At 59.7% G+C, this 18,286-nt stretch carries 18 protein-coding genes; 12 read left to right on the forward strand and 6 right to left on the reverse strand.

Annotated features, from left to right (window positions below; all coding sequences use genetic code 11):
* Nucleotides 1-77 precede the first annotated feature (77 nt).
* Nucleotides 78-1,001 (reverse strand): LysR family transcriptional regulator, encoded by a 924-nt coding sequence (locus AC07VR_RS05160; protein WP_494992409.1) that lies wholly within the window; start codon nucleotides 999-1,001, stop codon nucleotides 78-80.
* Nucleotides 1,002-1,125: 124 nt separating this feature from the next.
* On the opposite strand from AC07VR_RS05160, the gene AC07VR_RS05165 reads away from it, so the two are divergent.
* The gene (locus tag AC07VR_RS05165) at nucleotides 1,126-1,872 is read left to right on the forward strand and encodes a 3-oxoacyl-ACP reductase family protein (RefSeq protein ID WP_495010622.1); all 747 of its coding nucleotides are present in this window, start codon (nucleotides 1,126-1,128) and stop codon (nucleotides 1,870-1,872) included.
* A 112-nt stretch (nucleotides 1,873-1,984) separates the two neighbouring features.
* On the opposite strand, the gene AC07VR_RS05170 is transcribed toward AC07VR_RS05165, so the two are convergent.
* Nucleotides 1,985-2,680, reverse strand: a complete 696-nt coding sequence (locus AC07VR_RS05170; protein WP_494992411.1) for an HAD-IA family hydrolase — start codon at nucleotides 2,678-2,680, stop codon at nucleotides 1,985-1,987.
* Between the two features lie 245 nt (nucleotides 2,681-2,925).
* Between AC07VR_RS05170 and AC07VR_RS05175 the strand changes: the two genes are divergently transcribed.
* Both AC07VR_RS05175 and AC07VR_RS05180 read left to right on the forward strand, forming a co-directional pair.
* A complete protein-coding gene (locus tag AC07VR_RS05175) occupies nucleotides 2,926-3,180 on the forward strand; it encodes a type II toxin-antitoxin system RelE family toxin (RefSeq protein ID WP_494992412.1) in 255 nt (84 codons plus the stop codon).
* Nucleotides 3,161-3,487: a helix-turn-helix domain-containing protein gene (locus AC07VR_RS05180; protein ID WP_494992413.1), complete on the forward strand. Its 327-nt coding sequence runs from the start codon at nucleotides 3,161-3,163 to the stop codon at nucleotides 3,485-3,487. Before AC07VR_RS05175 ends, AC07VR_RS05180 begins: the two co-directional genes overlap by 20 nt.
* Before the next feature lie 69 nt (nucleotides 3,488-3,556).
* Here AC07VR_RS05180 and AC07VR_RS05185 read toward each other — a convergent pair whose 3' ends face one another.
* The gene (locus tag AC07VR_RS05185; protein WP_495010623.1) at nucleotides 3,557-4,882 is read right to left on the reverse strand and encodes an ATP-binding protein; all 1,326 of its coding nucleotides are present in this window, start codon (nucleotides 4,880-4,882) and stop codon (nucleotides 3,557-3,559) included.
* A gap of 2 nt (nucleotides 4,883-4,884) precedes the next feature.
* Nucleotides 4,885-5,559 (reverse strand): response regulator, encoded by a 675-nt coding sequence (locus AC07VR_RS05190; RefSeq protein WP_494992415.1) that lies wholly within the window; start codon nucleotides 5,557-5,559, stop codon nucleotides 4,885-4,887.
* A gap of 175 nt (nucleotides 5,560-5,734) precedes the next feature.
* Between AC07VR_RS05190 and dsbD the strand changes: the two genes are divergently transcribed.
* The 4 genes from dsbD (at nucleotide 5,735) to AC07VR_RS05210 (ending at nucleotide 10,015) form a co-directional block, all read left to right on the forward strand.
* The gene (gene dsbD / locus AC07VR_RS05195; RefSeq protein ID WP_495010624.1) at nucleotides 5,735-7,471 is read left to right on the forward strand and encodes a protein-disulfide reductase DsbD; all 1,737 of its coding nucleotides are present in this window, start codon (nucleotides 5,735-5,737) and stop codon (nucleotides 7,469-7,471) included.
* Nucleotides 7,471-8,343, forward strand: a complete 873-nt coding sequence (locus AC07VR_RS05200) for a TlpA family protein disulfide reductase (RefSeq protein WP_494992417.1) — start codon at nucleotides 7,471-7,473, stop codon at nucleotides 8,341-8,343. Before dsbD ends, AC07VR_RS05200 begins: the two co-directional genes overlap by 1 nt.
* On the forward strand, nucleotides 8,319-9,086 hold the full coding sequence (gene dsbG / locus AC07VR_RS05205; protein WP_495010625.1) for a thiol:disulfide interchange protein DsbG: 768 nt from the start codon (nucleotides 8,319-8,321) through the stop codon (nucleotides 9,084-9,086). The genes AC07VR_RS05200 and dsbG overlap by 25 nt, the downstream gene beginning before the upstream one ends.
* A gap of 380 nt (nucleotides 9,087-9,466) precedes the next feature.
* A complete protein-coding gene (locus tag AC07VR_RS05210) occupies nucleotides 9,467-10,015 on the forward strand; it encodes an RNA polymerase factor sigma-70 (RefSeq protein ID WP_495010626.1) in 549 nt (182 codons plus the stop codon).
* Nucleotides 10,016-10,148: 133 nt separating this feature from the next.
* Here the strand turns inward: AC07VR_RS05210 and AC07VR_RS05215 are convergent, their stop codons facing one another.
* Nucleotides 10,149-10,949: a substrate-binding periplasmic protein gene (locus AC07VR_RS05215; RefSeq protein ID WP_494992420.1), complete on the reverse strand. Its 801-nt coding sequence runs from the start codon at nucleotides 10,947-10,949 to the stop codon at nucleotides 10,149-10,151.
* Nucleotides 10,950-11,045: 96 nt separating this feature from the next.
* Nucleotides 11,046-11,678 (reverse strand): TetR/AcrR family transcriptional regulator, encoded by a 633-nt coding sequence (locus tag AC07VR_RS05220; protein ID WP_494992421.1) that lies wholly within the window; start codon nucleotides 11,676-11,678, stop codon nucleotides 11,046-11,048.
* 178 nt (nucleotides 11,679-11,856) lie between these two features.
* Here AC07VR_RS05220 and AC07VR_RS05225 point away from each other — a divergent pair, with 178 nt between their 5' ends.
* The 5 genes from AC07VR_RS05225 (at nucleotide 11,857) to AC07VR_RS05245 (ending at nucleotide 18,247) form a co-directional block, all read left to right on the forward strand.
* Complete coding sequence (locus tag AC07VR_RS05225; RefSeq protein WP_494992422.1) at nucleotides 11,857-13,647, forward strand: acyclic terpene utilization AtuA family protein; 1,791 nt, start codon at nucleotides 11,857-11,859, stop codon at nucleotides 13,645-13,647.
* Between the two features lie 12 nt (nucleotides 13,648-13,659).
* Nucleotides 13,660-14,529, forward strand: a complete 870-nt coding sequence (locus AC07VR_RS05230) for an SDR family oxidoreductase (protein WP_495010627.1) — start codon at nucleotides 13,660-13,662, stop codon at nucleotides 14,527-14,529.
* Between the two features lie 3 nt (nucleotides 14,530-14,532).
* Nucleotides 14,533-16,149, forward strand: coding sequence for a geranyl-CoA carboxylase subunit beta (gene atuC / locus AC07VR_RS05235; protein ID WP_495010628.1), 1,617 nt, complete (start codon nucleotides 14,533-14,535; stop codon nucleotides 16,147-16,149).
* A gap of 146 nt (nucleotides 16,150-16,295) precedes the next feature.
* On the forward strand, nucleotides 16,296-17,453 hold the full coding sequence (gene atuD, locus AC07VR_RS05240; RefSeq protein WP_494992425.1) for a citronellyl-CoA dehydrogenase: 1,158 nt from the start codon (nucleotides 16,296-16,298) through the stop codon (nucleotides 17,451-17,453).
* Nucleotides 17,450-18,247, forward strand: a complete 798-nt coding sequence (locus tag AC07VR_RS05245) for an enoyl-CoA hydratase/isomerase family protein (RefSeq protein WP_495010629.1) — start codon at nucleotides 17,450-17,452, stop codon at nucleotides 18,245-18,247. Before atuD ends, AC07VR_RS05245 begins: the two co-directional genes overlap by 4 nt.
* Nucleotides 18,248-18,286: the final 39 nt, after the last annotated feature.

Below are 18,286 nucleotides of genomic sequence, written 5' to 3' on the forward strand. Positions count from 1 at the left end.
AGCTCGCTCCTACAAGGCAGCATTTGCGTAGGAGCGAGGCTTGCCCGCGATGGCAGCACCTCGGTTCATTGCCAAACTCATAGCGCACTGAACCGTTGCGCCAATTGCTGCTCGGCAAACTGCTCGATGATGAAGTCGACAAACGCCCGGGTCTTGCCCGGCAACAACTTATGCTCGGCGTAATAGATCGAAATATTGCCGTCGTCGACATACCAATCTGGCAACACCCGCTGCAAGGTACCCGCGCTCAAGTAGTTCACGGCGAACGGCAGGCTGACCAAGGCGATACCCAATCCCTGCGTGGCACTGACGCAGGCGGCTTCTGAATCGCTCATGGTCATCCGCGCCGCAAGCGCCAATGGGCTGTGTTGCCGGGTGCGACTGGTCAGTTGCCAAGAGCGCACGCGCCCGGTTTGCGGTGAGCGAATCAGAATTCCGTCGCAATGGCGCAAGTCATCTGGTTCGACAATCGCCTCGCGCCGCTTCAGATAATCCTCGGAGGCCACCAGCACCCTATGGGCCGGCGTCAGTTTGCGCGCTACCACCCCTTGCGGCAGTTCAAAGCCACCGCCAATCGCAGCATCGAAACCTTGGCCGATCAGGTCGACCTGGCGGTTATCAAAATGCCAGTCCGGGTTGATCGCCGGAAAGCGCCGTAGAAACTCCCCCAGCAACGGCACGATGTACAACCGCCCGAACGCCGTGCCCATGCTGACTTTCAGTGTCCCCGCCGGGCGTCCTTGCGCGCTGGCCAGATTAGCCACGGCGTTTTGAATGGTCTGAAGACTGGTACTGACCTCACCGAGGAACAGCTGGCCGGCCTCGGTCAAAGTCAGGTTGCGGGTACTGCGCTGAAACAATCGCACACCGAGCCGGGCCTCGAGCTTGGCGACACTTTTACCCACCGCAGCCGGGGTCAGACTCAAGCGCCGCGCAGCCTCGGCAAAGCTGCCGACCTCTGCGCTACGGACGAAGCATTCGATACTGCTGAAGGTTTCCATGGTCGCCACTATAAACTTTTGGTTTACACAGACTATAGCAATCACCCTCTACTCAGCCGGTAATCCGAGGTCGATACTCGACTCCAACAACAAGGCAGCCCGCCTTGAACTTTTGGAGAACGACATGACCACTCAAAACCTCAGCGGTAAAGTAGCCCTGATCCAGGGCGGCTCTCGCGGCATCGGTGCCGCCATCGTCAAACGCCTGGCGGCTCAAGGCGCAGCCGTTGCCTTCACCTATGTCAGCTCGGCTGCCAAGGCTGAAGAATTACAGAACAGCATCACCTCCACCGGTGGCAAAGCCTTGGCCATCAAGGCTGACAGCGCCGACGCCGTCGCCATCCGCAACGCCGTCAACAGTACCGTCGAAACCTTCGGCAGGCTGGACATCCTGGTCAACAATGCCGGCGTGCTGGCTATCGCGCCGCTGGAGGACTTCAAACTGGAAGACTTCGATCAAACCCTGGCCATCAACGTGCGCAGCGTGTTCATCGCCACTCAGGAAGCCGCCAGACACATGACCGAAGGCGGTCGCATCATCAACATTGGCAGCACCAACGCTGATCGCATGCCCTTCGCCGGTGGTGGCCCGTATGCGATGAGCAAAGCCGCGCTGGTCGGACTGACCAAAGGCCTGGCCCGCGACCTTGGCCCACGGGGTATCACCATCAACAACGTGCAGCCCGGCCCGGTCGACACCGACATGAACCCGGCTCACGGTGATTTCGCCGATAGCCTGATCCCGCTGATGGCGGTAGGTCGTTACGGCAAGGTCGAGGAAATCGCCAGCTTCGTTGCCTACCTGGCAAGTCCGGAAGCCGGCTACATCACCGGTGCCAGCCTGACCATCGACGGCGGCTTCGGCGCCTGATTCGCGGCCATAAAAAACGCCGGGCAACGGTAGTAACGTTGCCCGGCGTTTTGCCATGTAGATGTTACCGGCTCTTCGGTAGCCGCTGTCGCAGGCTGCGGCTACCGAGAACTCATGCCCATTCGAGCACCGGCAACCCACACGCCCCCGGCTGAAACGCCTTCAAGGTTCGAATAATCCCATCTGCATGGGCAAACTTTGCGTCCGCCATCGCCGCATCAGGTACTGCAATCGCCGTCATGCCAGCAGCTTTTGCTGCCGTGACACCAAACGGCGAATCTTCGAACACCAGGCAATCCTTCGGTGCAACCCCCAACCGTTGCGCAGCCGTCAGGAAGATGTCCGGTGCCGGCTTGGCGGCGCCCACTTGCGGATCGTCCGCCGTGACGATGGTGTCGAACAGCGCGAACCAGTCGCCGTGCAACGTGGTTTTCTGTCCAAAAGATTGCCGCGAAGAGCTGGTCCCCACCGCAATCGGGACGTTATTGGCTTTCAAATGTCGGACCAGCTCCTGCGCGCCCGGCATCGCCAATGCACGCGGAAAACGCTCACGCATCAACGGCTCGCGCACCCGCAGAAACTCCTCGGCGGTGATCGGCAAGTCCAGCGCCTCGACAACATACCGCGCCAGATCACCTGCCCCACGGCCGATGATGTTCTGCTTGATGCTCCAGTCGAAGGTCCGGCCATAACGGTCGGCAATGATCTGCGTGACCTCGGTGTAGATCCCCTCGGTGTCCAGCAACAAACCGTCCATATCGAAAATCACGGCCTTGATCGGGCCGAACTCATCCAACTGTGCATTCATCGCATCTGATCCGTTAGCAAAATACATCCCAGGGGCGGCTCAGGTACGGCCGGTGTGTTGATCGATTAACGGGCTCAGCAGGATAGCGAGCCCGGTCCACATGCAGCAACAGTTTGAGACGGCCGAGTTTCGGGAGTCGCCTAGGGTTTGTCATGAGTGCAGCGAAAGCCAAGCGTTTTCGTCCCGATCACTTATAGAAAAATAAAAACCCATTGCAAACCTTATAAAAGACTTATTACCATCCCATGAATCAAATCAACTGGACCAGAAAAGCCGTGAAGCAGTTGCTGAGGTTGCATACCCAGCACCAGGTTCACATCCGCGATGCTGTCACCGAGCTAAAACGCATGCCCGACGTGACCAACGTCAAGGCGCTAGCGAATCACGCTCGTGGATACCGTCAGCGAGTGGGCAATTACAGAGTCCTTTTCGACTGGGACGGCATGATCCAGGTCGTCAGCATTCAAGAGGTAAAAAAACGTGACGAACGCACCTACTGACGTACAAATCATCAACGGCCCGGACGGTAAACCGGCCTTTGTCGTCATTCCCTATGAGCAATACAAGGCTCAACAAGTCGAAGCCGATCTGATCCCGCACGAAGTGGTCAGCCGCATTGTCGATGGCGCCACCCCGATCCGCGCCTGGCGTGAACACTTGAACCTCACCCAGGAAGAAGTGGCAAAACGCATGGGGATTTCACAGCCGGCGTTTGCGCAACAGGAAGCAGTGAACAAACCGCGCCGGGCCACACGGGAGAAAATTGCCCAGGCATTCGGGATCAAGGCAGATCAGCTGGAGCTGTAATCCGGGTAGGCGATCCCTGTACTGCACAGATCAATGACTAACAGAATCAGCCACACAGGCCAGTGTCGCTTAAACAGGCTGCAATGGCATGGTCAGTTCGACCCGCAGGCCGTCGGGTCGGCTGTCGAAATGCAGGACGCAGCCGCAGCGCTGAACAATCGCCTGAACAATCGCAAGGCCAAGACCGCAACCGGTGCTCTTGCTATTGCGCCAGAACCTTTGGGTCAGGTGTTGCAGGTCTTCTTGCGCAATACCCGGGCCATGGTCGCGCACCTGGAAACGCACGCGATTGCCGATGGTTTCCAGCGTCAGCTCGACCGAAGTATCGCCCGGGGTGTGCCGCAGAGCGTTGTCCAACAGGTTGCGCAAAGCGGCAATCGACAGCACGGACGGCATTTGGACCGGTGCCGAAGAAAAATCATCCGGCAAACGCAACTGGATGCGCTGGCGATCGCCACTGGCCGCATCCTGAATGGCCAGACGCGCCACCTGCTCGGCGTTGCACTGCACCCCGTCATCGAACGACAGGCGGCCTTCGACCCGAGCCAGCAGCAACAGTTGCTCAAGGGTTCGATGCAAACGGTCAGCACCTTCTTCGGCCCGCACCAAAGACTGCTCCCGTGCTGCGCCTTCGGTCATTCTTGCCACTTGCAGGTGGGTCTTGATCGCCGTCAGCGGGCTGCGCAGTTCGTGGGCAGCATCGCCGGTCAGGCGACGCTCGCGTTCGATGGTTTTGCCGATCCGCTTCAACAGCTGATTCTGGGTATCGAGCAAGGGTTGCAGCTCGCTGGGCAGCGGCTGGATCTGCAAGGGCTCGAGGGAGTCGGCACTGCGCCGCATCAAGGCATCGCGCATGCGGTTCAGCGGCGCCAGGCCCTGACCGATGCCCAGCCAGAGCAGGCACAGGCAGCCCATCAACGCCACGCCCACTGGTACCGACGCCGCCAGCAGCACCGAGAGGTTCAGTGCCTCTCGCTCGACCTGGCGGTCCGCGGTGGTGATACGCAAATCGCCTCTGGCCAGGGTGAAACTGCGCCAGCGTGCGCCGTCGATCATCTGGTCATGGAAACCCATCTTCTCGGCTTCCAGCTTTTGGTCCGGGGTACTGTGGCTGCGGGCGAGAATTTCGCCGCGCAAAGAGCTGACCTGGCAGGCCATGCCCCCAGGGATATTAAGTTGTTCAGCACTGAAATGTGTGCCCTCGCCTTTGCTCGGCAACGCCGGCAGTTGTTCCAGCAGCCCGGCGACCATACGTGCCGAGGCCACCAGACGCTGATCGAGGGAAAACATCATCTGATTGCGCAGGTCACTGAGCATCCAGGCGGCAGCCAGGGCCCAGATCAGGGCGAAGGCTACCCCGAGGGTCAGGCTCAAGCGCAAACGCAAACTCATCACGGCTATTGCTCCTCGCCGTCCGCCGGCCCAAGGCGATAGCCCAGACCGCGTACCGTTTCGACGATACCATTGCCGAGTTTGCGCCGCAGGTGGTGGATATGCACGTTAAGGGCGTTGCTTTCCAATTCATCGTTGAAGCCGTAGACGCTGTCTTTCAACTGCTCGCTGGACAGTACCCGACCACGATTGTGCAATAACGCCTGCAACAGCGATTGTTCACGCCGCGACAGGTCCACCGGCTGGCCGGCCAGAAAGGTCTCCCGGCTGCTGGGATTGTAAGTCAGGCGCCCATGTTCGATCAGATTGACGCTGCGCCCGGCCACCCGACGCAGCAGAGTGTGCAGGCGAGCGGCCAGCTCACGCAGATCGAACGGTTTGAGCAGGTAGTCATCGGCGCCAGCCTGTAAACCGTCGACGCGGTCAGTCACCGAGTCGCGTGCGGTCAGGATCAGCACCGGCAGCTCCAGCCCTTGATGGCGCAACTGCTGCAACAGCCTCAGGCCGTCCTCGTCCGGCAAGCCGAGGTCAAGCACCATGACGTCGAACTCGGCTACCTTCAGCATTGCCCGGGCAGCTGACGCCGTGGCGACGTGTTCTACCGTCAGGCCCTGGGCCGTGAGACCGGCGACAATACCGCTGGCGATCAGTTCATCATCTTCACAGACAAGTACGTGCATGGTGAGACCTGTAGAAAAGCGCTGATTAAGACGGTACCGGATTAAGCGGACATTATGCCCTGAGCCCGGCAAGCATCAGGAACAGTCCGACAGCCCGACGATAGACGGGTTAATCACCGGTTAATCGCCAACACCCATTGTGCTCATCAACTGCACCGATCCAAGGCTTTATTTCATGCGTCGATTGTTTGTTTTCTTTTTTATGCTTATCTCGGGCCTGGCTCAAGCGGGACCGAATCCGTTCGAGACCAAACCCGATTTTCTGCCAGTTGGAAAAGCCTTCGTATTCACCTCTGAAAAACTTGCTTCGGGTGAAACCCAACTCTTTTGGCAAATTGCCGACGGCTATTACCTGTACCGGCAACGCATGAAGTTCGATGGTCTACCCGACGCGCAAAAGCCGCCGATGCCTGAGGGCGAAGCCCACAGCGATGAGTTCTTCGGCGAACAACAGGTCTATCGCCAGGGCCTGGAACTGCGGATCCCGGCCGGAGCCAGTGGCCAGATCAAGGTCGGTTTTCAGGGCTGCGCCGATGCCGGCTTGTGTTATCCGCCGCAAACCGGGATCGTCGATCTGGGTAACAGCACGACGCTGGCAAACACTACGCAAGCAGCGGATCAAGCGCTTGCCAGCGGCCTGCAACAACGGGCGCTGGGCTGGAGTTTGCTGGTGTTCTTCGGCCTGGGCCTGCTGCTGGCGTTCACCCCGTGTTCTCTGCCAATGTTGCCGATTCTCGCCGGTTTGATTGTCGGCAGTGGCGCCAGTCCCAAACGCGGTTTTGCCCTTGCCGGCAGTTACGTGGTCAGCATGGCGCTGGTGTACGCCGCGATGGGTGTTCTCGCAGCGATGCTTGGCGCAAACCTGCCGGCGCTGTTGCAGCAACCGTGGTTGCTGGGCGGTTTCGCGGCGGTGTTCGTGCTGCTGTCCTTGCCGATGTTCGGTTTCTTTGAACTGCAATTGCCTGTTGCGGTGCGTGATCGTCTGGAGAACGTCGGGCGCACGCGCCGCGGCGGCAGCCTGGTCGGTGCCGGGGTGCTGGGTGCCTTGTCCGGGCTGCTGGTGGGGCCGTGCATGACCGCGCCACTGGCCGGTGCCTTGCTGTACATCGCCCAGAGCGGCAATGCGCTGCATGGCGGGTTGATCCTGTTCGCCATGGGCATGGGCATCGGTGTGCCGCTGTTGCTGCTGGTCACCGTCGGCAATCGCTTCCTGCCCAAGCCCGGAACCTGGATGAACCTGCTCAAGGGCATCTTCGGCTTCCTGTTTCTTGGCACCGCCATCCTGATGATTCGCCCGGTGCTCGATGAGTCGCTGTGGATCGGTTTGTGGGGCGCGTTGTTGCTGGTCATGGCCTATGCCGGCTGGCGGCAAACCGGCGGCTACGGCCGCGCAGCCCATGTGTTTGGCGCAAGTTCGGTGCTGTTTGGGCTGTGGGGCAGCGTATTGTTGATCGGTGCCGCTGGCGGCAGCGAAGACCTGTGGAAACCGTTGCAGGTCTATAGCCCTTCGCGTTCTGTCAGTGTCGCCGGTCTGACGCCACATGAGGCCTTTATCACCGTCAAAAATCCCGCAGCCCTGCAAGACGAACTGAACACCGCCAAGGCGCAAGGCCAATGGGTGTTGCTCGATTACTACGCGGACTGGTGTGTGTCGTGCAAAATCATGGAAAAACAGGTATTTGCCAAGACTCATGTGTTGCAAGCGCTGAAAGATGTCCGTCTACTGCGCCTGGACGTCACCGCCGACAACGCCGCCAGCCGCGAACTGCTCAGCCGTTATAAAGTGCCGGGGCCACCGAGCCTGTTATGGATCGGCCCGGATGGCGAAGAACGCCGCAGCCAGCGCATTACTGGCGAAGTCGATGTCGCTGGCTTTGTGCAACGCTGGAATATCACCCGGGATACCCGTTGATGCTGACTTTTACTATCGGCACTTTTGCTATCGCGCTCAATCACCTGCTGCTGATCAGTGCCCTGGCACTGGCCATGCTGGTCGGTTGGCGAGTCGCCAGGCGTGGTGGTGAAAATCCCGAGTCAGTGCTGTTCAGCCTGTTTCTGTTGGGGATGTTGGCGGCCCGGGTGGGGTTCGTTCTCGTCTACTGGACCCACTACCGCGATGACCCGTGGCAGATCATCGATCTTCGCGACGGTGGTTTCCTGGCCTGGCCTGGCGTTATCGTCCTGCTGCTCAGCGCAGTGGCTTGGTGCTGGCGACGGCCAGCACTTCGGCGTCCACTGGGCGCAAGTGTCGGCACCGGCCTGCTGTTCTGGCTGCTGGCAAGCCTGTCCCTGAGCCTCTACGAGCAAGGCACCCGGTTGCCCGACGTCGCCCTGCGCAATGCCGCTGGGGCAACCGTGCAACTCACCGACTATCACGGTGGGCCATTGGTGATCAACCTTTGGGCCACCTGGTGCCCGCCCTGCCGGCGGGAAATGCCGGTGCTGGAGCGCGCACAGCAGCAACGCCCGGACCTGACCTTTCTGTTCGTCAACCAGGCGGAAAGCATACAAAGCGTCAGCACCTTCCTGGCGACCCAAGGCCTGAGCCTGACTAACGTACTGTTCGATGGCGGCGGCCGACTAGGCCAGGCCGTTGGCTCCATGGCGTTGCCGACGACGCTGTTCTACAGCGCCGACGGTCGCCTGCTCGCCAGCCATTTGGGCGAGTTGTCGGAAGCCAGCCTGGCTCGCGCGCTGGAAAGTTTTGATACCCCGAATTTGACCTCGGCCACGCAGGCCACCCCCTCAAGGAAACTGCCATGCCCCGCATCCGCAACCTGCTGACCCTGACGCTGGGCGCAGCCCTGCTGCAAATCCCGCTGCTTCAGGCCGAGGAGCTGCCGGCAGCAATCCGCAAGATCGAAGAAAAAGGCGCAAAGATCACCGGCAGCTTCGACGCCCCCGATGGCTTGCGTGGCTATGCCGCGCAATACCAGAACCGTGGCATGGCGTTGTACCTGACCCCGGATGGCAAGCATGTGGTGGTCGGCAATCTGTACGACGCCGACGGCAAAGACTTGAGCCAGGCGCCGCTGCAAAAGCTGGTCTACGCGCCGATGGCCAAAGAAGTCTGGGCCAGGATGGAAGCCAGCAACTGGATCGCCGACGGCAGCAAGGATGCACCGCGCATCGTCTACCTGTTCAGCGACCCGAACTGCCCTTACTGCAACATGTTCTGGGAACAGGCCAGGCCTTGGGTGAAAGCCGGCAAGGTCCAGCTGCGACACATCATGGTTGGCATCATCCGCGAAGACAGCCCAGGAAAATCCGCCGCCCTGTTGGCCAGTAAAGACCCGCGCAAAGCCCTGGAAGACCACGAGAAAGCCGGCAAAGAGAGTGCGCTGAAACCTCTGACCACCGTCCCTGCTGCAATCCAGGCCAAGCTCGCCGCCAACATGCAATTGATGGAAGATCTTGAGCTGTCTGCAACGCCGGCGATTTTTTACATGGACGACAAGGGCGAATTGCAACAGCAACAAGGAGCGCCGTCGCCGGACAAACTGCTGAAGATTCTTGGGCCTAAATGAAATACAGATCAAAATAGTCATCGCCTGAGCGGGCGCTATCGTGAGCAAGCGAACGTCGCCCCGCCCCTCCCACACACCTGATCAGCAGTACCCGCATACAGGTGATGAGCGCGACTTCCGCGCTCTTGCCTCGTTCACGAAGCGCGTCATAGCGTGCCTTGAAGTCAGCCTGAATCCAGCTGGCAATAATTAGTCCTCATCCCCCGACAAAAGCCTCGGGCCAATGCCCGTCAGCAAGCCCCACCCCACGCTGCATAGACGGTTAATAATTCTACCTATCATTTGACAATCATTATCATTAAACTTGGTTTGTCACTCGATGTGTAGGGCAGCTCTGACCCCTGGCCGCCCATTAACTTCTTTGCAGCAAGGTGATTTCCATGACGGAAAAAGTATCCACAGGCAAGTGCGATTCACCGTTACTTCAGGCATTCGTCGATAACCGCCTGATCCTGGTCAAGATCGCGGCCCGTATAACCGGCTGCCGATCGCGCGCTGAAGACGTAGTGCAGGACGCGTTTTTCCGACTGCAGTCGGCACCGCAGATCACATCGTCATTCAAGGCCCGGCTCAGCTATCTGTTCCAGATCGTGCGCAACCTGGCGATTGATCACTACCGCAAGCAGGCTCTGGAGCAGAGGTACTCGGGTACAGAAGAGGAAGGCTTGAATGTGGTCATTCACGGCGCTTCACCAGAAACATCGCACATCAATTTTTCAACGCTGGAAAACATCGCTGTCGCGCTGACCGAACTCCCTGACCGCACCCGCTATGCCTTTGAAATGTATCGCCTGCACGGCGTGCCGCAAAAGGACATCGCCAAGGATCTTGGCGTCTCGCCAACCCTGGTGAACTTCATGATTCGCGATGCCCTGGTGCATTGCCGCAAGGTTTCGGGCAGCCGTAGCGATACGTTTGCCCGACATTGATTGCCGAGAGGTTAGCTGTGGCGAAGCGGCTTGCCCTCGCCACAGAACGCCTTCACTTCAACATTTCTCGCCCCCCTGATCCTTATTCGGGACGGGACAGATGCAAGCCAAAAAGCCGGTTTGAGACTCTATTTCAGGTTTTCGGCACTGGCAGGACGGCGATCTTGTACGGATCGAAAATCTTCAGCATCTCGCCGTTTTCCCGCAGACGCTGAAGCAGCTTGCCGAACGCCTCACCGGAAATCGGCGCCGTCGGACGAATCAGCGCGTAGTGGTGATAAACCTGATCAATACGCTCGGAGACCAGCAACTGATCCGCCACCTTTTTATTGCGCAGCAGGTAGTCGCTCAAATATGAACGAGTCACCAGCGCAATATCCGCCCTGCCGCGAAGCACCATCAGCAGATTGCTGTCATGGGAATAGGTCAGTGTGGCGTTGTAGTTGTCGGCGAGGAACTTGGGATCGGCATTGAAGTTGGCAAAGGCGTAGTGATAAGCGCTGAACAGTGCCAGGCGCTTGCCCTTCAAATCGGTGAAATAGTTCTGCTGACGATCGGGTTCGCGTTGTGCGACAAAAACCTCGGCGTCTTCCAGGCCCATGTCGACGCTGGTATGAGCGATATCCTTCCAGCCCCAGTCCGGGTTCTCGAAAATCGCCATATCGGTCCGGCCTTCTTTGAAGTCAGCGAAACGTCGAGGAACCGAAGTGGGCACCAGAGAGAATCGATAGTCACTTTGCAGTTTGTTCAGGGCCTCCACCAATTGCGGCAGCAAGCCTGTATCGTCGCCCTTCTCCGGGCGGACGGTGTACGGTGGAAAATGCGCGGCACCCACCTTGACCTCGAGCGGGTCCGCAGCCCAGGTCGGCAGAACGAAAAGCGCACCGAGCGCCACCAGTAACATCCGCGAAGCCTTCCGCATTGGCGAGGACATCAAGGCAACACACCTCTGCAAATACAATTAATACAACCAAGCTAGGCGGTTTCGCCCACTTAGACAATGTTGTGCAGCGTAATTAAATTAGTTGCGTTAAAGCCGCTGATGGTCTTCAAGCACCAGAATCAACGCCTCATCCGCCAATTGATCGAGGCTCATGGTGCCCTCGGCGCGAAACCAGGTGGTGGTCCAGGACAAAGCTCCGGTCAAGAAGCGCCGGGTGATAAAGACATCGCCCCTGATATAGCCGGCATCCTTGGCCTCACCCAACACTTGCAGCCAGATCTGCTCATAGATATCGCGCAGCGCCAGCACCTGAGCCTGGCCTTCTTCGGACAACGAGCGCCACTCATACACCAGCACCGCCATGGCCTCGCCGCTGCCGCCCATGATCGATTGCAGTTCACAACGGATCAGCGCCAGCACCCGCTCGCGCACGCCGGACGCCTCAGCCAGCGCCGCGCTCATCAACGCGGTGTTGTAGCGGATGGTTTCCTCCATGACCGCGCGCAGAATCTCATCCTTGCTCTTGAAGTGATGAAAAATACTTCCGGACTGAATGCCCACGGCACTGGCCAGATCACGCACGGTGGTGCGCTCATAGCCCTTGTTGCGAAACAGGTGAGCGGCCATTTGCAGCAGTTTGCCGCGGGCACTGTCCGGGTCGGTCAGTTGACCGCTGTCGACCAGCTCGCGCATTACCAGCAGGGCTTTTTGCTCGTCCACGCGTTCTCTCCTGAATTCGCTTTAATCAAGTGTGCTGCCAAACCGGTAAATCGGAGGTTGCGCGGGCAATTTAAGCTGGCGAGGAACACCAAGCAAGCGCTTGGGGAGAAGATAGTCTCGGCATTTACAAACCAAGCGCTTGCTTGGTAGTCTCGATTCACTTCTGTCGGAGGCTGCCATGAGTAAAACGGTTCGCATCGGTTGCGCCAGCGCGTTCTGGGGCGACACTTCTAGCGCCGCCGGGCAGTTGGTGGAAGGTGGCCGTCTGGACTATCTGGTGTTCGACTATTTGGCTGAAATCACCATGTCGCTATTGGCCGCAGCGCGAATGAAAGATCCCCAGGCCGGTTACGCTACCGATTTCGTCGAAGTCCTCAGCCCGTTACTGGCAGACATTTCCCGGCAAAATATCCGCGTCATCAGTAATGCCGGCGGGATCAATCCGTGCGCCTGCGCCGCAGCCTTGCAAACGGCCTGCGATAAAGCCGGAGTCCAACTGAAGATTGCCGTACTGCTCGGTGACGACCTGCAACCGCAGTTCAAACAGCTGAGCAGTCGCGGTATTCATGAAATGTTCAACGGTGCACCATTGCCTTCGATGTGCGTCTCGACCAATGCCTATCTCGGCGCTCCGGGTATTGTCGAAGCGTTACGTCTGGGGGCGGATATCGTCATCACCGGGCGGGTGGTCGACAGCGCCGTGGTCAGCGCTGCGCTGGTGCATGAGTTCGGCTGGTCCTGGCTGGACTACGACAAGTTGGCCCAAGCCGCACTGGCCGGGCATATCATCGAATGCGGCGCCCACTGCACCGGCGGCAACTTCACCGACTGGCGCGATGTACCGGACTACGAGCACATCGGCTTCCCTATCGTCGAAGTCAGCGCCAACAGCCAGTTCATCGTCAGCAAACCCGAAGGCTCCGGCGGGCTGGTCACGCCGCTGACTGTAGGCGAACAATTGCTCTACGAAATCGGTGACCCACGAGCCTATCTGTTGCCCGATGTGGTCTGCGATTTCACCCAGGTCAAACTCCAGCAACAAGGCAAAAACGTCGTGCAGGTTCACGGCGCAAAAGGCTTGCCGCCCACCGACCAGTACAAAGTCAGCGCCACGTATCCGGATGGCTTTCGCTGTACCGCCAGTTGCCTGATTGCCGGGATCGATGCGGTCGCCAAGGCGCGGCGGGTCAGCCAGGCGATCATCGACAAAACCTCGGAAATGTTCAGCCAGCGCGGGTGGGCACCTTACAGTGAAGTAAATATCGAACTGCTAGGCAGCGAGGCAACCTACGGTCCTCATGGCCAACGCCAGGACAGTCGCGAAGTGGTGATCAAACTGGCGGTGCGTCATCCGAGTAAACAGGCACTGATCCTGTTCTCGCGAGAGATCGCCCAGGCCGCCACCGGCATGGCGCCGGGGTTGACCGGGATAGTCGGCGGGCGGCCAACGGTGTATCCGCTGATCCGGCTGTTCTCGTTCCTGATCGACAAATCCGCCTGCGAGCTCAAAATCAAGGTATCCGGGCAACATCATGTCGGCGCCCTGCCTGAGCTCGCCCACCTCGACTTTGCCGACCTCCCCGTCCCCTTCGAGCCCCCCAAGGCCGAGGGTCGCGCCGACGCCAGCGTGGCGTTGGTCAAGCTGGCGGTCGCACGCTCCGGCGACAAGGGCAATCACAGCAATATCGGGGTTATGGCGCGCAAGCAGGAATACCTGCCCTGGATCGCCGAAGCGCTGACCCCGGAAGTGATCGTCGACTGGATGAGTCACGTCCTCGACCCGGTACACGGACGTGTCGAGCGCTGGTATTTACCAGGGACTCACAGCCTGAATTTTTTACTGGAAAACGCCCTCGGCGGCGGCGGTGTCGCCAGCTTGCGGATCGATCCGCAAGGCAAGGCCTTCGCCCAGCAACTGCTGGAAATCCAGATTCCGGTGCCGCAGAACATCGCGGACCTTGTCAACTAGAGGACTGTCGCCATGGCCTATGACTCCATTTTCAAACCCGATTTGTTCGCCGGACAAACCATCATTGTCACCGGCGGCGGCAGCGGTATCGGCCGTTGCACCGCCCACGAACTGGCAGCCCTTGGCGCTCATGTACTGTTGGTCGGACGCAAGGCAGACAAGCTGAAAACCGTCGCGGCGGAAATTCTCGAAGACGGCGGTAAAGCCAGTTACCAGACCTGCGATATCCGTGACGAAGACGCGGTCACCATTCTGATCAGGCAACTTATCAGCAAGCACGGACCGATTCACGGGCTGGTCAACAATGCCGGCGGCCAGTACCCGTCACCGCTGGCATCGATCAATCAGAAGGGCTTCGAAACCATACTGCGGACCAATCTGGTGGGCGGTTTTCTGATGGCCCGGGAAGTGTTCAATCAGTCCATGAGCCAACACGGAGGCGCCATCGTCAATATGATCGCCGACATGTGGGGCGGCATGCCCGGCATGGGCCACTCCGGGGCCGCGCGTTCAGGCATGGACAACCTGACCAAGACCGCCGCCTTCGAGTGGGGTTATGCCGGGGTACGGGTCAATGCCGTGGCACCGGGCTGGGTCGCCTCAAGCAGTATGGACACCTATGAGGGCGCATACAGAGCAGTGATTCCGACCTTGCGCGAACATGTGCCGCTCAAGCGCATCGGCACAGAGTCGGAGGTCAGCGCGGCGATTGTCTTCCTGCTCAGTCCGGCGGCGGCCTTCATCAGCGGCAGCACATTACGCATCGACGGTGCGGCCAGCCTCGGCGGACGTGCATGGCCAATACACAAGGCGAAAAACAGTGAATCCTTCAATGGATTTCACCGTTCTCATTTGCCGGAAGTGCTCAAGGATAAGGAATAACCCATGCCGGTGATTCAATCTCGGCTCGACCCGCACAGCGCGCAGTTCGCGCAGAACCGCGAGGCGATGCTGGTCGGTGTCGCTCAGGTTCGCCAGCTGGAGCAAAACCTGTTGGCCAAGGCAGCCGAGGCCAAACCGAAGTTCGACAAACGCGGGCAGCTGTTACCCCGCGAACGTCTGAACCTGCTGCTTGACCCCGGCGCGCCGTTTCTCGAACTGGCGAGCCTGGCCGGTTACAAGTTGCACGACGACAAGGACGGCAGCCAGGCCGGTGGCGGACTGATCGCCGGGATTGGTTATGTAGCCGGGGTGCGGGTGTTGGTGGTCGCCAACAACAGCGCGATCAAGGGCGGGACCATCTCCCCCAGCGGTCTGAAAAAGTCCCTGCGTCTGCAGCAGGTTGCGATGGAAAACAAACTGCCGATCGTGACGCTGGCGGAAAGCGGCGGTGCCAACCTTAATTACGCAGCGGAGATTTTCGTCGAGGGCGCCCGCAGCTTTGCCAACCAGGCGCGGATGTCGGCCATGGGCCTGCCACAGATCACGGTGGTGCACGGCTCGGCGACAGCTGGCGGCGCTTATCAACCAGGGCTGTCGGACTACGTGGTGGTGGTGCGCGGCAAGGCCAAGCTGTTTCTCGCAGGCCCCCCGCTGCTCAAGGCGGCCACCGGCGAAGTGGCCACCGACGAAGAACTGGGTGGCGCCCAGATGCACGCGCAAATCGCCGGCACCGCCGAGTACCTGGCCGAGAGCGATGCCGACGGTCTGCGCATCGCCCGTGAGATTGTCAGCCTGCTGGCGTGGAATGCGCAGTTGCCTGGGCAGTCGGCCAGGACCTGGGCCGAGCCGCTGTACCCGATCGATGAGTTACTCGGCTTGATCCCCGACGATCCGAAAAAACCCTACGACGTTCGGGAGATCATCGCCCGGGTGGCGGACGGTTCGAGCTTTCTGGAGTTCAAGGGTGAATTCGAACACCAAACCATTTGCGGACACGTGCAGATCCAGGGCCGACCCTGCGGTTTTATCGGCAACAACGGTCCAATCACGCCTAAAGGTGCGAGCAAGGCCGCGCAGTTTATTCAACTCTGCGATCAGAGCCAGACGCCGCTGCTGTTCTTCCACAACACCACAGGATTCATGGTCGGCACCGAGTCAGAACAACACGGCGTGATCAAACACGGCGCGAAGATGATCCAGGCAGTGGCCAATGCCCGCGTAGCTAAACTGACCATCGTCGTCGGCGGCTCCTACGGCGCCGGCAATTACGCGATGTGTGGCCGCGGCCTGGACCCGCGCTTCATCTTTGCCTGGCCTAACAGCCGTACCGCAGTGATGGGCGGCGCCCAGGCCGGCAAGGTGCTGCGCATCGTCACCGAAGCCAGGCAGGTCAAGGATGGCTCGATCACCGACCCGAAGATGCTCGACATGCTCGAACAGGCCGCCGCGCAGAAACTCGACAGCCAGTCCACCGCGCTGTACGGCAGCGCCAACTTGTGGGACGACGGCCTTATCGATCCACGGGATACACGAATTTTGTTGGGTTACTTGTTGGATATTTGCCACGAGGCGCAAGTGCGTCATCTACAACCCAATAGTTTTGGGGTCGCGCGCTTTTGATGATCGTTCCCACGCTCCGCGTGGGAATGCAGCCCGTGACGCTCTGCGTCACAAAAGCGGACGCAGAGCGTCCAGAGAGGCGTTACCACGCAGACGGTTCGACGCCTCGACGTGGGAACGATCGGAGCTTGAGGAGAACAATAAAAATGATCTTCACCCGGGAACACGAAGAACTGCGTCGCACGATACGTAATTTTGTCGATCGCCAGATCAATCCTCACGTCGAAGAATGGGAAAAGGCCGGGCGCTTTCCCATTCATGAGATTTTCCGCAAGGCCGGCGAGTTGGGGCTGTTAGGTATTTCCAAGCCGGAAAAATTTGGCGGCATGGGGCTGGACTACGGCTACTCGATCGTCGCCGCCGAAGAGTTCGGCACCATTCATTGCGGCGGTATACCGATGTCCATCGGAGTGCAGACCGACATGTGCACGCCCGCGCTGGCGCGCTTCGGCTCTGATGAACTGCGCGAAGAATTTCTGCGTCCTGCCATCAGCGGCGAATACGTCGGCTGCATCGGAGTCTCCGAAGTCGGCGCCGGCTCCGACGTCGCCGGGCTGAAAACCACCGCCCGCAAAGACGGCGACGACTATGTGATCAACGGCAGCAAGATGTGGATCACCAACTCGCCAAGCGCCGATTTCATCTGCCTGCTGGCCAACACCTCGGACGACAAACCCCACGTCAACAAATCGCTGATCATCGTGCCGATGAACAGCCCCGGCGTCAGCCTCGGCCCGCATCTGGACAAGCTCGGCATGCGCAGTTCGGAAACCGCCCAGGTGTTTTTCGACAACGTGCGCGTGCCGAAGCGTTACCGTATCGGCCATGAAGGCGCAGGGTTCATGATGCAGATGCTGCAGTTTCAGGAAGAACGCCTGTTCGGTGCTGCGAACATGCTCAAGGGCCTGGAATACTGCGTCGACAGCACCATCGAGTACTGCAAGGAGCGCAAGACGTTCGGCAACGCACTGATCGACAACCAGGTGATTCATTTCCGTCTGGCCGAGTTGCAAACCGAAATCGAATGCCTGCGCGCGCTGGTCTATCAGGCCACCGAGCAATACATCAAAGGTCAGGACGTCACGCGCCTCGCCTCCATGGCCAAGCTCAAGGCCGGGCGTCTGGGCCGGGAAGTCAGCGACAGCTGCCTGCAATATTGGGGCGGCATGGGCTTCATGTGGGACAACCCGGTAGCCCGTGCCTATCGCGATGTGCGGCTGGTCTCGATTGGCGGAGGCGCCGACGAAATCATGCTGGGCATCATCTGCAAACTGATGGGCATCCTGCCCGGGAAAAAACCATGAGCCCGCTACCCGCCTGCGAAACGCTTCTGCTGGAGCCCCACAGCGGCGTGTTGCATATCACCTTGAACCGACCTGAAAGCCGCAACGCCATGAGTTTACAAATGGTCGCGGAGCTGCGCGCAGTGCTGGCGGCGGTGCATGATGACCGGCAGATCCGTGCGCTGGTCATTGGCGGCGCCGACGGCCACTTCTCGGCCGGTGGTGATTTGAAAGACATGGCCAACGCCCGCGCCCAAGGGCCGACGGCTTATCGTGAGCTGAACCGCGCCTTCGGCGCCCTGCTGGAAGAGACTGAACAAGCGCCGCAAGTGGTGATCGCCCTGTTACAAGGCGCGGTTCTGGGCGGTGGTTTCGGTCTGGCCTGTGTCAGCGATATCGCGATAGCCGATCATCAAGCGCAATTCGGCATGCCGGAGACCAGCCTTGGTTTGCTGCCGGCGCAAATCGCGCCGTTCGTGGTCAAGCGCATCGGTTTGACCCAGGCTCGCCGGCTGGCCCTGACCGCGGCACGCTTTGACGGCAACGAAGCTGAGCGTCTGGGTCTGGTGCATTTTGTCGAAAACGATCCGCAAGCCCTGGCCGAACGTCTCGACGAGGTGCTTGCACATGTCTTGTGTTGCGCACCGGGTGCCAATGCCGTAACCAAAGCCCTGCTGCTGGCCAGTTCCGAACAACCTCAGGGGGCATTGCTGGATCAGGCTGCCGATTGGTTCAGCGCTGCCGTGACCGGGCCGGAAGGTATCGAGGGGACCACCGCTTTCCTACAGAAACGCCCACCGGTTTGGGCGCCCTGAAACGGCCTTGTAGGAGCGTCGACCGGCTGCTCCTACAGC

Source organism: Pseudomonas sp. GW821-FHT02H09, from assembly GCF_059421425.1.

Excerpts from the sequence above, each read along its gene's own strand:
- AC07VR_RS05190 (WP_494992415.1), bottom strand. The coding sequence starts at position 5,559 with ATGCACGTACTTGTCTGTGAAGATGATGAACTGATCGCCAGCGGTATT.
- AC07VR_RS05170 (WP_494992411.1), bottom strand. The coding sequence starts at position 2,680 with ATGAATGCACAGTTGGATGAGTTCGGCCCGATCAAGGCCGTGATTTTC.
- AC07VR_RS05200 (WP_494992417.1), top strand. The coding sequence starts at position 7,471 with ATGCTGACTTTTACTATCGGCACTTTTGCTATCGCGCTCAATCACCTG.
- AC07VR_RS05175 (WP_494992412.1), top strand. The coding sequence starts at position 2,926 with ATGAATCAAATCAACTGGACCAGAAAAGCCGTGAAGCAGTTGCTGAGG.
- dsbD (WP_495010624.1), top strand. The coding sequence starts at position 5,735 with ATGCGTCGATTGTTTGTTTTCTTTTTTATGCTTATCTCGGGCCTGGCT.
- atuC (WP_495010628.1), top strand. The coding sequence starts at position 14,533 with ATGCCGGTGATTCAATCTCGGCTCGACCCGCACAGCGCGCAGTTCGCG.
- AC07VR_RS05230 (WP_495010627.1), top strand. The coding sequence starts at position 13,660 with ATGGCCTATGACTCCATTTTCAAACCCGATTTGTTCGCCGGACAAACC.
- AC07VR_RS05160 (WP_494992409.1), bottom strand. The coding sequence starts at position 1,001 with ATGGAAACCTTCAGCAGTATCGAATGCTTCGTCCGTAGCGCAGAGGTC.
- AC07VR_RS05210 (WP_495010626.1), top strand. The coding sequence starts at position 9,467 with ATGACGGAAAAAGTATCCACAGGCAAGTGCGATTCACCGTTACTTCAG.
- AC07VR_RS05225 (WP_494992422.1), top strand. The coding sequence starts at position 11,857 with ATGAGTAAAACGGTTCGCATCGGTTGCGCCAGCGCGTTCTGGGGCGAC.
- AC07VR_RS05245 (WP_495010629.1), top strand. The coding sequence starts at position 17,450 with ATGAGCCCGCTACCCGCCTGCGAAACGCTTCTGCTGGAGCCCCACAGC.
- atuD (WP_494992425.1), top strand. The coding sequence starts at position 16,296 with ATGATCTTCACCCGGGAACACGAAGAACTGCGTCGCACGATACGTAAT.
- AC07VR_RS05165 (WP_495010622.1), top strand. The coding sequence starts at position 1,126 with ATGACCACTCAAAACCTCAGCGGTAAAGTAGCCCTGATCCAGGGCGGC.
- AC07VR_RS05215 (WP_494992420.1), bottom strand. The coding sequence starts at position 10,949 with ATGTCCTCGCCAATGCGGAAGGCTTCGCGGATGTTACTGGTGGCGCTC.
- dsbG (WP_495010625.1), top strand. The coding sequence starts at position 8,319 with ATGCCCCGCATCCGCAACCTGCTGACCCTGACGCTGGGCGCAGCCCTG.